The sequence below is a fragment of the Sphaerospermopsis torques-reginae ITEP-024 genome (assembly GCF_019598945.1).
GTDB lineage: Bacteria > Cyanobacteriota > Cyanobacteriia > Cyanobacteriales > Nostocaceae > Sphaerospermopsis.
The window spans coordinates 5,137,330-5,150,037 of the sequence record NZ_CP080598.1 but is presented as its reverse complement, the minus strand read 5'-3'; the positions used below and the strand labels follow the sequence as shown (position 1 = coordinate 5,150,037).

Below are 12,708 nucleotides of genomic sequence, written 5' to 3'. Positions count from 1 at the left end.
GTTTTTCGTTAGTCCACTAGTGGACTTTGTTTGTGTAGTAGCGTATCCCTAACGGGACCGGAGGCTCTATTATATTCGCCGAAAACTTTTCTTCCTAATTTCTTCTCCTGACTCCTGACTCCTGACTCCTTGAACTCCTGACTTCTGACTCCTGACTCCTACCTCTTTGGAGCGTCGCTGTTCCCATCTCCACAGAAATACCATGAGGGCAACTATTCCTGCCTGCAGTGCAAAGTTAAGTAAGCTACTGTCAATATTTATACCAGCAAGTATTTGAAAGAAAAATACAAATGCACCGATAAAACCAGAAGCACCAACGCCAATATAGATAAACTGCCTTAAACCCCGATAGGGTGAGGCCATTTCGGCTTTTAAGCGATTTTTGAGATTTGGATCTACCATTTTTTTAAGAATTATGCTATAATTTTGGATGGTTTATGCCGATGTAGCACAGTGGTAGTGCAGCTGATTCGTAATCAGCAGGCCGTGGGTTCAAATCCCATCATCGGCTTGGGTTCTAGAAAATCAATATTTATTATTGCCTAGATTTTGCCTATTTGGAAAAAAATCTGGGCATTTTTAATACTTGCTTATTTAATACTTGGGGGATGCTGAATAAATGTAAAAGATATATAAATCAAGAGATGGAGAATTTATTTTGCATGACTACTTAACATCCACAGCAAAAATCCTAAAATTGGCTCAACTGGTGGTAAGGGATATTCGGTAATATCAATAGTGACTAAATTACCTTCTAATTTCAAAAATTTCCAAGCTGTGCCACTGGTGACAGAACCAAAAATAGTAGAAATATCTATACTATTAGCAGCATTAAATTTTTGAGCAGCTACCATTTCTGCAATACACTGACCTAAACCACCATTCAGATTTTCTTTTTTTGCTTCTATAATGATAATAACTGGAGCTTGAATTTCTAATTGGGTGGGTGATTGACTAATCAGAAAATCACAAATACCATTAAGTCCCATGTTGGTATCTACAGTAAAATCTTCTCCAGAAAAAAGGCTTACTTGACGATTTAATAATCTTCTCACTGCTGTTAATACAGGGCTAATAATCCATTCAGAACGGGCTTTTTCGCTACCTCTTGCGAGTACCAAAGGTACACCTTCTTCTAGTTCTTGACGTAATAAATCATCAGGTGCTACAGGAGGAATGTCTGGGAAAAATCTTCCACCTTCATGGATGGTAATTGCTAAATCTTGGCGGACTTTTTTAAGTGTAAAATCACTGTAAGGCATGGTGATAATTAATTAGGACTAAAAATGGATAGGAGAGTCAAATATTTGTTGTTACATCAATTCAAATGTTAATTAATTATGGTTGTGTTTGTCAATATATTTTGTATGACTCAGGATATCCAGGATTTAAGGATGTACAGGATGGGGTTATTTGTGGGTATCATAATTTTAGAAATTCAATAATATTGTAATGTTAATTAATTATGGTTGTGTTTGTCAATATATTTTGTCTGAATCAGGATATCCAGGATTTAAGGATGTACAGGATGGGGTTATTTGTGGGTATCATAATTTTAGAAATTCAATAATATTGTGATGTAGAGGATTATTTTTGGTGATATAATTAATGATTAGTTGTGAACTTCAGGAATAATTGATACTTAATCAATCATATCCTGAAAATCCTTAAATCCTGGACATCCTGATTCAGACAAAATTATTTAATGTCCTCATCCTGAAAATCCTTAAATCCTGGACATCCTGATTCAGACAATCTGCGTTTATCCGTGTTCTTATCCTGAAAATCCTTAAATCCTGGATATCCTGATTCAGATATTTTCACGGTTTGATTAAAGATTCCTCAGACTGACGATATTTAGCAATTAACTTACGTCTTTTTAGAGGTGGATAAAGCAGCATGGAAAGTGCAGGTAAACCTGTTCCGGTTAGTGCTAACAAAATAAATGGATTCAGAAAGCCTATTATTATTCCCGTTCCTACAGTAATTCCAAAACCTAATAAAAGTAGCATCAGTACAATTGTAAATGAGTCTACAGCCCCAATCACAGCACCAATCACAGCCCCCGCCACCGCCCAAACTACAGCCAAATATCCCACAGCCATAACCACAGCCACCGCCCAAACCACAGCCAAATATCCCACCTTTCGATTCTCTCGATACACAAGAAAAAACGAAAGAAAAAGCCAGAAGCCACACGTCAGGCTAAGAAGAAAAGACTCTATTGTTAAATAAGGTATACTACAAATCATAGCTGTAAATGAGATGACAGCCGCTATAAGCAACCCAATTAAATCCCGATAATTTATCTTCCTTTTCTCAATAGGTAAATCTTCTGTCTGTACCTTCACTGTTAAAATATGACTCTCTGGATAGGAATTACTGTATAGTATCAGTTGACGTTTATAATTTTTCTGTGCCATTAAATTCTTAGTATCAATTTGAATACGAAAATCAATATTATTACGCTTGAACTTGGCAGGTTGAACCGAAATCCAAGCATGAGAATCTGGAGTATGAGGAGGATCACTAGGATGAGGTGCAACTTCCCATCTACCTTCTAATAAAGTATCTGGTACAGAGTTTTTAATTGTAATGAGTTGGTTTATTTTTTCCCCTAACTTCTGTGCTTTAAATTCTAGTAATGTTTGACTTATAGTAACTATTGGAATACGGATGACATCAAGTGGTTTGAGTGCTTGTAAAGCTAATTCTGCATTAGAAAACCTGTCTTTTTGTTTCGGTTGTACCATCTTTTCCAACCAATCCAAAAACCGTAAACTCAATCGGGGTAAAAGATGACGAAATTTAAGTAAATAAGGATCATCTTCATCTTGTAATTTATCTATTTCTGTTGACTTAATTCCTGTCAATAAGCAAATCAAAGTTGCACCCAAAGCATACAAATCTGTAGCCTCTGTTGGCTTAAACATTTGCTCAGGTGGAATAAAACCAGGAGTTCCTTTAAATACACTACTTCCAGCCACTTCTTGACTACCAATACGTGCAAAGCCAAAATCAATTAAATAAACATTGATGTGTTCATCTACTAATATATTTTCTGGTTTGATATCTCGATGAATTACCGACGGAATACGATTTTGTAAATATACAAGAATTTCTAAAACTTTAACAGCAATTTGTTTGATTTCTTCTGGTGAAAAACTCCGAGGTTCTGCTAAAGTGGAAGCATCAATATATTGTTGAACTAGACAAAAACCATCAGATGTAGGAAAGGAATTTAAATAACAAGGAATTCCCGGATGTTTGAGTCCTGTTAGTACCTGTATTTCTCGTTCGTGTGCTGCAAAACTTGACCAGTTAGAACCTGCTTGAGCAAAACAAAACTGTTTTATTACTTCTTGTTGCCCTGTGTTAATATTTGTTACTAACCAAGTAATTCTGCCACCTTCTCTGTTACGCCCTAGTTCTTTAATAACTTGATAACCTTGTGCTTGGAAATCAGGGTAAATGCTCATATTTAGATAGAGGGAAGTATAATATTTGAATCATATTTTAATACATTATAATAAGGGAAGAGGTATAATAAAAAACTATACATCACAGAAACAAAATAATTAAAAGTAATGATTGTTTCCTTTGCTTGTAAAGAAACAGAAAAAATATGGCAGGGGGTAATTTCACGAAAATTACCAGTAGAGATCCAAGAACGCGCCTTACGCAAATTGCGACAATTGGAAGCATCAACTAATTTAGATGATCTTCGTATTCCTCTAGGAAATCGCTTAGAAGCTCTTTCTGGTGATAGAATAGGACAATACAGTATCCGTCTTACAAAGCAATGGCGGATCTGTTTCATTTGGGAAAATAGAAATGTTTATAATGTAGAAATAGTGGATTACCATTAGGAGAAAATCTCATGGAAAATAACTTACTGCATAATCCTCATGCTGGTGAAATTTTAAAGTATGAATTTTTAGATGAATTAGAAATCAGCGAAAATATTTTAGCTGATAATTTAGGTTTACCTCATCCTACTATTCAAGAAATTATTACAGGTAAACTTCCCATGACTGCGGATATAGATTTGCGTCTTTGTCGCTATTTTAGACTTTCGGAAGGATATTTTTTAAGATTGCAAAATGCTTATGAAATTATGGAAGCAAAAAGAAGTTTAGGAGAAATTTTAAATCAAATTACTCCTTATTCTTCGCTGACAACATAGAATACATATTGCCTACAATTTCTGTATCACAGATCAAAAATCCTAATTCAGACATTTTCACTACTTCCCAGTCTCCAATTTTATAACCCGCTTCTCTAAATCATTAACCTGTTGCTTTAATTCCACTACTAAAGTTGATAATCTCTCAAACATTTTATCCCTGTCAGATTGTGATAAATTCCGTTGATCAATTTGCGGTTGGACAGGATTTTGAGAAATTCTCGAAGATGGAATTTGAGGATTTTGACGCAATGATAATTCTATTTGGTTTAACCGCAATTCTAAACGTCGCAAGTTAGATTCTAGGTTATAAACTCTAAATTCTACTTGTTGTGATGTTGCAGGATGAGAAAAAACACTACTCCACAAAATAATGGCTAAAATTCCAGCTATTACTGTAAAAAACAATTTTTTTGACATTTCTAATATTGCATTAATTTTGATTTTGAAGGTGAAATACACGGAAGCATCCCAAATGTGTAAGTTTATTTTTTTATTGAGGCCAAGACATGAAATAAACGAACCACTAAGGGACGAAGGACACGAAGGAAAGAAAGTTTTAGAGAGATTTTGCAGTGGACAAGTTTATTTTTTCAAAATTGGGATGCTCCCAAATACACAGATACCCAATTTATTTTAAAATTCGGTTTTAAAATTTGGGTATCTATGGTATTTTTTTTCAGGGAAAGGAATGAATAATTAAACGCAGATGAACGGAGATGAACGCAGATGAGATAAACGCAGATAATTCTAAATTTAGATTATCTTAACTGGATCACGTTGCAATTGAGAAAATAATTGTTCCCAGTTGATAGAGTTAACGTTATTTTCTCCTTGTTTGACTTCAAAAGTGATATTTTTTGCTTTTGGTTTTTTTAACGATTGCACACAAATTTCTGCTACATCATTACGGCTAATTTTTCCCCGAATATTATCACCTTGTTCAACTATTAATTCTTTACCTCCCGCTTCTTCTGTTAACGCACAAGGTCGAATAATTGTATATGGTATTCCACTTGATCTTAAACTATCTTCTCCTTTTAATTTCCAGGTTAAAATTCCTCCTAATTGGTCATTTAATCTCACTGCTGGGGGTTCTTCCTCTAAATTAATTCCTGGTCTTCCAGGACGAGTTACACCCGCAGAACTAACTAAAATAAATTGTGATAAACCTGCACCACCATAAGCTTTGAGAGATTCTATTTCTAATGCAAAACCACCAGGACTAAATTGAGGATTTAAAGCACCGTCATATTCAAATTTGCTCAACATTAATTGAAAAGAACAAATTTTACTTTGATCAATTTCAGGACAATCTTTAACAGTTTTCGCTCTAAAAACAGGTGTTAAATTCACAAAAGGGATATTAACATCTATCCATGTATTAGCTACAGTATCAAAGGAATAACTGTAACCCACTCCATCCCAAGTATTTTCAGTTCTCAAAAATATTTTATAACGTTGTCCATCACCTTTAACTCTCAATCTCACCCCGGTAAAACCTGATAAATTAATTGCAGGTGCAAAATTTTTGGTTCTTACAGATGCAAAACCTCCTGAGTTTGCAGTAGAAACATTACCAGCAAATAAAGCGGTTTTTTCTAAAATGCTAAAATTGCTAGAACTGACACCACCCATGACAACATCATCCAAAGCACCCCAAATATTTTTTAATTGTGCTGTTAATTCCTCTGATGATTGGGTAAAATCAAAGATAGTTTTTTCTCCCGTGTTTGGTAAATATCTTCTAGCAGCTTCTACTAAATTTTTTACTCCTCTATATTCTACATTTTCTGGGGTGTCTCCTACTATTTCTGGTTGATAAAATTTCACACCTTGGTTATATTTTGCTCTATCAGGTGTGTCTCCTTCTACTGGTTGAACTCGCACTGCTGTACAACAAACCACACCTTGAATATTACTCATTACCAAATCATTCAAAGTTTCCGGTTTGGTAATATCTCCCACTACTAAGTCAACTTCATTACCAAGAATTGACCGCGCTTTATCAATATCTCTGACTAAACAACGCACTTTTTCACCTTGCGCTAATAATCTTTGTACGACTCGTTTACCAACTCCACCAGTTGCACCAGCTACTAAAATTACACCCATAAAATTACCCCCTTTTGGTTGATTTTGAATTGGTTGAGAACGATTTTTTGCAAATATATTTTGTACCCAGTTCAGTGCAGGGAATACCTCAAAATAGGTGAGGGTTTGAATGAGTCTACATAACTTAGATTGATGATGATTGTTTTCATTCATAGTGATTGCTAATGGTTGAGGAGTGTTTTTTGATAATTGCGGCAATTTTATATTATAATAGTATATTAACAGCTAATTATGGATTTATGGGTTATGAGTCAATTGGCAAAAATCCAAGCAGAGTATGAGAAATTTCCTCAAGAAGTTGCCAGTATTATGATTAGTACAGCAAACGAAAAAGGAATCCCCAACGCTAGTTATACTCCTTTTGTCATGGATGAATTTAAAAACATTTATATTTATGTGAGTGGTTTATCCACCCATACTGTTAATATTCAATCTCATCCTTATGTGAGTGTTTTATTTATTGAAGATGAAGCTAAAAGTCCTAATATTTTTGCCCGTCGTCGCTTGAATTTTGATTGTACAGCTACTTTAATTGAAAGAGAAACTGATCAATGGAATCAAATTGTTGATCAATTTCAAGAACGCTTTGGAGAAATTATTGAAGTGTTACGTGGTTTAGCTGATTTTAGAATTTTTCAACTCACTCCCACGCAAGGACGTTTTGTGATTGGTTTTGGTGCAGCTTACAATATTAGTGGTGATAATCTCAATCAAATTGTACATTTAAATAAAGATAATATTCCTAATTCATAACTTATATATTATATGCTGAAATTTCAACCTCCTGGTTTTGGTCAGAAATTAATTAAGACATCTTTGGGTAATATGGTTTATTATACCCAAATTGGTGAACCTTGGCAGTTTTATGAAGTTGAGAAATTACCACCTTTGTTATTTTTACATAATTTTGGTGGTGGTGCATCTGCTTGTGAATGGTCTAAGGTTTATCCAGCTTTTGCTAATGAATACCGTATTTTAGCACCTGATTTAATTGGTTGGGGAGAGTCAGATCATCCAGTTAAAGATTATCAAATTCAAGATTATTTGACTACTATTAGTGAATTTATTCACCAAACTTGTAATCAACCGGTAACGGTGGTTGCGTCTTCTTTAACTGCTGCTTTTATTATTCGTTTAGCTATTTCTCAACCGGAAATATTTAAAGCATTGTATTTAGTTTCACCTTCGGGGTTTGATGATTTTGGACAAGGTGCTGGTAGAAGATTACCGCTTTCTGTGATTAATACACCTTTTTTGGATAATTTAATTTATGGTTTGGGTGCAGAAAATGAAGTTGCTGTGAATAATTTTTTGCAAAGTTTTCTGTTTGCTAAATCGGAAAGATTGACTCAAGAAATTGTAGAAGCTTATTTAACTTCTGCACAGAAACCTAATGCTAAATACTCCGCTTTGGCATTTTTGAAGGGTGATTTGTATTTTGATTTGAGTTTGTATATTCAACAGTTGCAAGTTCCAACTGTGTTTTTCTGGGGTGAGGAAGCGCAGTTTACTAATATTAATTTGGGTAGGAGGTTAGCAAGTTTAAATAAAGGTGCAATTAGGGATTTTCAAGCTATAGCTGATACTGGGATTTTACCACATTTGGAAATTCCTGGGGTTTTTGTGGGGTTGCTATATAAGTATCTTGATTAAACGCAGATGTACGCGGATGAACGCAGATAAAAAATAAATAAAAATCAATTTTTTGGGTGTGATAAATGATGAGGACAAATATTAATAAAACTGTCACTTATGAAGGTGGTTGTCACTGTGGGGCGGTGCGTTTTCAGGTAATAGTTGATAAACATAAAGTTGATGATTGTAATTGTTCAGTTTGTCGGAAAAAGGGTTTTTTACATTTAATTGTCACTAAAGATAAGTTTACTTTGTTGCAAGGTGAGGATGTTTTAACAACTTATCAATTTAATACGGGTGTTGCTAAACATAAATTTTGTAAAGTTTGTGGTATTCATTCTTTTTATATTCCCCGTAGTCATCCCGACTGTATTGATGTAAATGTGCGATGTTTAGATGGGGATGTTATGGGTAATTTTGAAGTTGTTCCTTTTGATGGTGCAAATTGGGAGGATAATATTCATAAGTTGATTAATTGATTCTAGTTTTTGAAATTAATTTTTGAGATTAATTGTTGCAAATGACATCTATTTTGTTGACAAAACCTTTATACACTACAGATTATGGTTCTGCTTATGTGGGAGATGCTTTAGAATTATTAGATCAGTTGGAATCAAACTCTATTGATTTAGTTATGACTTCTCCTCCTTTTGCATTACAACGAGAAAAAAGTTATGGAAATGTTGAACAGGAAGAATATGTAAATTGGTTGTTTGCTTTCTGTGAAAAAGTCTATCGAGTGCTGAAACCTGAAGGAAGTTTTGTGATAGATTTAGGGGGAGCATATCAAAGCAAACGTCCTGTACGTTCACTTTACAATTATCGCATTTTAATTAAATTATGTGATGAGTTAGATTTTAGGTTAGCTGAGGAGTTTTTTTGGTATAATCCTGCAAAATTACCTTCACCTATTGAATGGGTAAATAAACGCAAAATTCGCGCTAAAGATGCAGTTAATACTATTTGGTGGTTGTCAAAAACTGATTTTCCGAAAGCGAATGTGAGTAAGGTACTTGTTCCTTATTCTGAGAGGATGAAAAAGCTACAAGCTAATCCTGAAAAATATTATAAACCTAAAGAACGTCCTTCAGGACATGATATAGGTTCAGCTTTTGCTAATGATAATGGGGGTGCTATTCCTCCTAATTTATTACAAATTCCCAATACAGAAAGCAATTCTCGTTATATGAAATTGTGTAAAAATGTAGGAATAAAACCTCATCCTGCGAGGTTTCCGCAAAAATTACCGGCATTTTTTATTGATTTTCTCACCGAACCAGGAGATATAGTTTTAGATATATTTGCAGGTTCTAATACTACTGGTGCTGCTGCGGAAGCTGTACAGAGAAATTGGCTTGCTTTTGAGCAAAATTCCTCTTATTTAGCTGCTTCTGCGTTTAGATTTATGGATGTTAATCAAAGTATGGATGATTCAGAAAAATTATTTACACAACTTCTAGAAATTAAGGAAACAATGAAAATTACACATTCTAGACAGCTTAATCTGGGTATATAAAATCTTGAATTAATGTAATTTAAAGATTCAATTTTGTTTGCTGTGGTGTGTTTGTGTATTTAGAATACACAAGCTCACCTTGTCTAACCAATTTCATTGGTATCTTGGGATTATTAATTGAATCTTGCTTATCTAGCTTTAGCTCCCATTCCTTAAATTTCACTTCAAGTATAGATGGTACAACTTTATAAATTTCAATTAATTCTATGCCTTCATAAATTGCTATATACCATGCTTTCACAGAGCGATACTTATGGAGAATATCTCTATTAAGATGATGGTGAGTAGTAACACCAGCATTTTTATTAAGTGCGCGATTTATTGTTTTTAATTCATATTCATTACCATCAGCATCAATTGCATCATTTCCTTCTCTGCCGGGGGATATGCGTAAGCCTAAAAGAATCAGTACCTGTAGAACTTTACCACCATTATCCTGCAAAATATCATTGATACCATATTCATCTGCCAGTTTTTGCATTTCTCGAATCCCTTGAAATGCAGACTCTAAACGCTCAATGTCTGAACTACGCTCATCCTTGCTTGTAATAGGTTCTTCAACTGGTTCTACCAGATTAGGAGAAACAGGAGCAACTATCAACGTATTCAGCATCTCAGTATTATCATCTAGCTGATCAATATTCATTAAATAAGATACTGAAACACTGAGAGCATTAGCTATCTCCAAAATTACTTCAAATGAAGGAGAGCGTTCACCTCGCTCTAAAAAGCTGATGTGTTCAGTTGTCTTACCTATAAATTCTGCTAATTGCTCTTGTGTAATGCCTTTTTCTCGTCGAAGAAAACGCATTCTACTACCGAAACGTTGCTGAAATACTTCGTAATCTATTTATACCCTCAATAAAAAACGAACATTTAGTTCGTCTAGCTATCCTATGAGGGAGTTAATTCTAAGTAAACGTACTCAAAGTACGTATTTTATTTAGGGAGTTATAGTGAGTAACAACAAAACAAAAAATAAAAATGATCGCCCTAATATTAACTCAGAGCGATCGCTGATTATTTAGTATTCAAAAATCTATTCAAAAAACCCTAACCTAACAATTCAAGATTACCGAAAATAAACTCTTGAATTGAGATATTTCCTTCTGTTTCAGTGCGAATTTCTCGACGGTTGAGAATGTAGTAATTTCCTACTTTTTCATATTCGTCTGTGAACTCGCTCCGACCGCCTTTTTGAACTCCAGTTTTGGGGTCATGATATACAGAATCATAGGTGTGAGATAGATATCCTGCCCCGGTTTCGTGAACGCTGAAAGTGTTAATAGTCACAACAACTCCATGAATATGACGATGAACAAGGGTAACTACATCATTGCGAACTTTATATTTATCACCGGCTGATTTTCCGCCTACAAAAATTTCTACAGCGCCGGTTTCATCTGTTTCGCCATAACTAAAAGTATTTTCGCCGTGAGTTTGTTCAAAAGTTCGACGTACACGGTGAACAGCAATTTCCCAAGTTTGGCTATCAATTGCTTTTTTTGCTGCTTCGTTTTCTACTTCTGTAACTTCCCATTTGAGATTTCCGTCAATACGAATTTTGCCAGTGTACTCCTGGCCATCATATTTATAAGTGATATCTGCGGTGTAACCGGGGAAGTTTTGATCCCAAGTATAACGGTTTTCATAAGCAGCCCGGAAAAGTTCTTGGGCAGAGATTTGAGTAACTGTCATGATGCTTGTCCTCTGGCTACGAGTGATAATAGCTTTTTATTGTTGATGATATTAGGATAGAGGTAATTATTGCAGTTCGCATAGTCCCCAACTGGGTACTCTTATGACTAAAACACTCCACGCCATTTTTGAAGCGATCGCCCATGTTGAAAATGAGCAAGAATTACAACAAGCTATGATGGATACCATCGGCGTGCATTTTGGCGTGCAACATTGGGGTATTTCTTTTCTCGATAATGAGTTATTAACAGGAATAGAAATTCCCGAAATTCCTGCGGTTTGCTTGGAAGCTAACCCCGTGGGAAGCTATGTTTTAGAACGTCATGCACCCACCCATGAACAATTAATTTTATCCCCAGAAGATTGGAAAAATTTTTGCACTCGTCATGAACACGTGATGACTGGACCGATAGTTTGTGATGGTCGGTTAGTGGGTACTTTAAATTTTGCCCGTGATCCTGGTAGTCTTCCTTTTAATAATAATGATTTGGCTGATTTAAGTGCTTTATGTATTCATTTATCAGCCAAAATTGCCACTCTCCGCGCTAAGTTGAAAACCGCTAAACCTGCTGTTGAATGTCCCCTCACAGCTAGGGAATTAGAAATTGCCACTTTAGTTGCCCAAGGTTTAACAAATGGGGAAATTGCGGCTAAACTTTGGATTACTCAAAATACTGTGAAACAAGCTTTGAAAAGAATGTTTAAGAAATTGGGGGTTTCTGCGCGGGCAGAAATGGTGGCAAAATTGCAAGAGTATTTTGTAATTCGTAATTCGTAGTTCGTAATTTGTAATTTGTAATTTGTAATTATTACCCAATCACCAATCACCAATCACCAATCACCAAATTACAACAAACCCCGATAACGAATAAAAATCAAAACCACCGCCCAAGAACCTAAGGCCACTTTCACAGCCACGATAATATTTAAAATCGGCAAAATTCCCCCACTAAAAAGTGTTCCTAACTCCCCATGAGGTAACTCTAATCCTGATAAAGTAATCACAGATAAAACAATAAAAACTAAAACGGAAATTTTTTCCCAAATAGCTGCATGATAACGCTGATAAATTTCCTGCATCCATTGATAGGATGAAGTAATTGCAATTAAACCTATTGCTGTTCCACCCGCTACACCCGCAGCAAAACCACCACCAGGGCTTAAATGTCCTCTAATTGCTAATTCTATACCTACTAACGCTGCAATTGTCGCCCCCAAACGAGCTAAAATAACTGATGAGCGATCTTTAAATTGGTAAATTGTACAGGATGGATTTTCATTTGCTAATAAAAAGTTACATCCTAAAATGGCAATTGTAAATACAATTACTTCAAAGATTGTATCATAAAGCCGATTTCTGAAAATAATTCCTGATACTGCATTAACAACACCACTTTCAGCAACTACTTTTTCTGTGATGGACTTATCTAACAAAATAATACCTGATAAATCATTTTCTCCATTGAGAACTTCTGGTAAATTAGATACTGCATCAGACATGAATAACATTTTTACTAATAATGCTATTCCGGCTAAAATATAAACCCATTTCATTTTC

The 12,708-nt window shown here is 34.9% G+C and carries 14 protein-coding genes, 1 tRNA gene and 1 pseudogene; 8 read left to right on the top strand and 8 right to left on the bottom strand.

What is annotated here, in order from left to right:
• Positions 1-165 precede the first annotated feature (165 nt).
• Positions 166-402 (bottom strand): annotated as a pseudogene (locus K2F26_RS23985) (DUF3493 domain-containing protein); the annotation flags it as partial.
• Between the two features lie 37 nt (positions 403-439).
• Between K2F26_RS23985 and K2F26_RS23980 the strand changes: the two are divergent.
• Positions 440-511 (top strand) — tRNA-Thr (locus tag K2F26_RS23980).
• A 142-nt stretch (positions 512-653) separates the two neighbouring features.
• Here the strand turns inward: K2F26_RS23980 and K2F26_RS23975 are convergent.
• On the bottom strand, positions 654-1,262 hold the full coding sequence (locus K2F26_RS23975) for a hypothetical protein (RefSeq protein ID WP_194054589.1): 609 nt from the start codon (positions 1,260-1,262) through the stop codon (positions 654-656).
• A 558-nt stretch (positions 1,263-1,820) separates the two neighbouring features.
• Complete coding sequence (locus tag K2F26_RS23970; RefSeq protein WP_220609781.1) at positions 1,821-3,479, bottom strand: serine/threonine protein kinase; 1,659 nt, start codon at positions 3,477-3,479, stop codon at positions 1,821-1,823.
• A gap of 108 nt (positions 3,480-3,587) precedes the next feature.
• Between K2F26_RS23970 and K2F26_RS23965 the strand changes: the two genes are divergently transcribed.
• A complete protein-coding gene (locus tag K2F26_RS23965; RefSeq protein ID WP_220609780.1) occupies positions 3,588-3,869 on the top strand; it encodes a type II toxin-antitoxin system RelE/ParE family toxin in 282 nt (93 codons plus the stop codon).
• A gap of 11 nt (positions 3,870-3,880) precedes the next feature.
• The gene (locus K2F26_RS23960) at positions 3,881-4,186 is read left to right on the top strand and encodes a HigA family addiction module antitoxin (RefSeq protein ID WP_194054588.1); all 306 of its coding nucleotides are present in this window, start codon (positions 3,881-3,883) and stop codon (positions 4,184-4,186) included.
• A 60-nt stretch (positions 4,187-4,246) separates the two neighbouring features.
• Here K2F26_RS23960 and K2F26_RS23955 read toward each other — a convergent pair whose 3' ends face one another.
• The gene (locus K2F26_RS23955) at positions 4,247-4,606 is read right to left on the bottom strand and encodes a hypothetical protein (RefSeq protein WP_220609779.1); all 360 of its coding nucleotides are present in this window, start codon (positions 4,604-4,606) and stop codon (positions 4,247-4,249) included.
• Positions 4,607-4,942: 336 nt separating this feature from the next.
• A complete protein-coding gene (locus K2F26_RS23950) occupies positions 4,943-6,454 on the bottom strand; it encodes a CIA30 family protein (RefSeq protein ID WP_220609778.1) in 1,512 nt (503 codons plus the stop codon).
• A 93-nt stretch (positions 6,455-6,547) separates the two neighbouring features.
• Here K2F26_RS23950 and K2F26_RS23945 point away from each other — a divergent pair, with 93 nt between their 5' ends.
• From K2F26_RS23945 to K2F26_RS23930, 4 genes are all read left to right on the top strand, one after another.
• Positions 6,548-7,054 carry a HugZ family pyridoxamine 5'-phosphate oxidase gene (locus K2F26_RS23945; RefSeq protein WP_194054759.1) on the top strand — a complete coding sequence of 169 codons (507 nt, stop codon included), beginning with the start codon at positions 6,548-6,550 and terminating at the stop codon, positions 7,052-7,054.
• Between the two features lie 12 nt (positions 7,055-7,066).
• Complete coding sequence (locus tag K2F26_RS23940) at positions 7,067-7,954, top strand: alpha/beta fold hydrolase (RefSeq protein WP_220609777.1); 888 nt, start codon at positions 7,067-7,069, stop codon at positions 7,952-7,954.
• A 68-nt stretch (positions 7,955-8,022) separates the two neighbouring features.
• Positions 8,023-8,415: a GFA family protein gene (locus K2F26_RS23935; RefSeq protein ID WP_220612014.1), complete on the top strand. Its 393-nt coding sequence runs from the start codon at positions 8,023-8,025 to the stop codon at positions 8,413-8,415.
• 41 nt (positions 8,416-8,456) lie between these two features.
• Entirely contained in the window at positions 8,457-9,452 is a 996-nt protein-coding gene (locus K2F26_RS23930; protein ID WP_220609776.1) for a DNA-methyltransferase, read from the top strand.
• Between the two features lie 19 nt (positions 9,453-9,471).
• Here K2F26_RS23930 and K2F26_RS23925 read toward each other — a convergent pair whose 3' ends face one another.
• Together K2F26_RS23925 and K2F26_RS23920 are read right to left on the bottom strand one after the other, a co-directional pair.
• A complete protein-coding gene (locus tag K2F26_RS23925) occupies positions 9,472-10,302 on the bottom strand; it encodes a helix-turn-helix domain-containing protein (protein WP_302850075.1) in 831 nt (276 codons plus the stop codon).
• A gap of 203 nt (positions 10,303-10,505) precedes the next feature.
• Positions 10,506-11,150, bottom strand: coding sequence for a DUF3386 domain-containing protein (locus K2F26_RS23920; protein ID WP_220609774.1), 645 nt, complete (start codon positions 11,148-11,150; stop codon positions 10,506-10,508).
• A 103-nt stretch (positions 11,151-11,253) separates the two neighbouring features.
• On the opposite strand from K2F26_RS23920, the gene K2F26_RS23915 reads away from it, so the two are divergent.
• Positions 11,254-11,928 carry a helix-turn-helix transcriptional regulator gene (locus K2F26_RS23915; protein ID WP_220609773.1) on the top strand — a complete coding sequence of 225 codons (675 nt, stop codon included), beginning with the start codon at positions 11,254-11,256 and terminating at the stop codon, positions 11,926-11,928.
• Positions 11,929-11,996: 68 nt separating this feature from the next.
• Here K2F26_RS23915 and K2F26_RS23910 read toward each other — a convergent pair whose 3' ends face one another.
• Positions 11,997-12,704, bottom strand: coding sequence for a Na(+)/H(+) antiporter subunit B (locus K2F26_RS23910; RefSeq protein ID WP_220612013.1), 708 nt, complete (start codon positions 12,702-12,704; stop codon positions 11,997-11,999).
• Positions 12,705-12,708: the final 4 nt, after the last annotated feature.

Bases quoted from the DNA above. Each gene is read 5' to 3' on its own strand.
- K2F26_RS23920 (WP_220609774.1), bottom strand. From the start codon at position 11,150: ATGACAGTTACTCAAATCTCTGCCCAAGAACTTTTCCGGGCTGCTTAT.
- K2F26_RS23945 (WP_194054759.1), top strand. From the start codon at position 6,548: ATGAGTCAATTGGCAAAAATCCAAGCAGAGTATGAGAAATTTCCTCAA.
- K2F26_RS23955 (WP_220609779.1), bottom strand. From the start codon at position 4,606: ATGTCAAAAAAATTGTTTTTTACAGTAATAGCTGGAATTTTAGCCATT.
- K2F26_RS23910 (WP_220612013.1), bottom strand. From the start codon at position 12,704: ATGAAATGGGTTTATATTTTAGCCGGAATAGCATTATTAGTAAAAATG.
- K2F26_RS23940 (WP_220609777.1), top strand. From the start codon at position 7,067: ATGCTGAAATTTCAACCTCCTGGTTTTGGTCAGAAATTAATTAAGACA.
- K2F26_RS23965 (WP_220609780.1), top strand. From the start codon at position 3,588: ATGATTGTTTCCTTTGCTTGTAAAGAAACAGAAAAAATATGGCAGGGG.
- K2F26_RS23970 (WP_220609781.1), bottom strand. From the start codon at position 3,479: ATGAGCATTTACCCTGATTTCCAAGCACAAGGTTATCAAGTTATTAAA.
- K2F26_RS23930 (WP_220609776.1), top strand. From the start codon at position 8,457: ATGACATCTATTTTGTTGACAAAACCTTTATACACTACAGATTATGGT.
- K2F26_RS23935 (WP_220612014.1), top strand. From the start codon at position 8,023: ATGAGGACAAATATTAATAAAACTGTCACTTATGAAGGTGGTTGTCAC.
- K2F26_RS23975 (WP_194054589.1), bottom strand. From the start codon at position 1,262: ATGCCTTACAGTGATTTTACACTTAAAAAAGTCCGCCAAGATTTAGCA.
- K2F26_RS23960 (WP_194054588.1), top strand. From the start codon at position 3,881: ATGGAAAATAACTTACTGCATAATCCTCATGCTGGTGAAATTTTAAAG.
- K2F26_RS23915 (WP_220609773.1), top strand. From the start codon at position 11,254: ATGACTAAAACACTCCACGCCATTTTTGAAGCGATCGCCCATGTTGAA.
- K2F26_RS23950 (WP_220609778.1), bottom strand. From the start codon at position 6,454: ATGAATGAAAACAATCATCATCAATCTAAGTTATGTAGACTCATTCAA.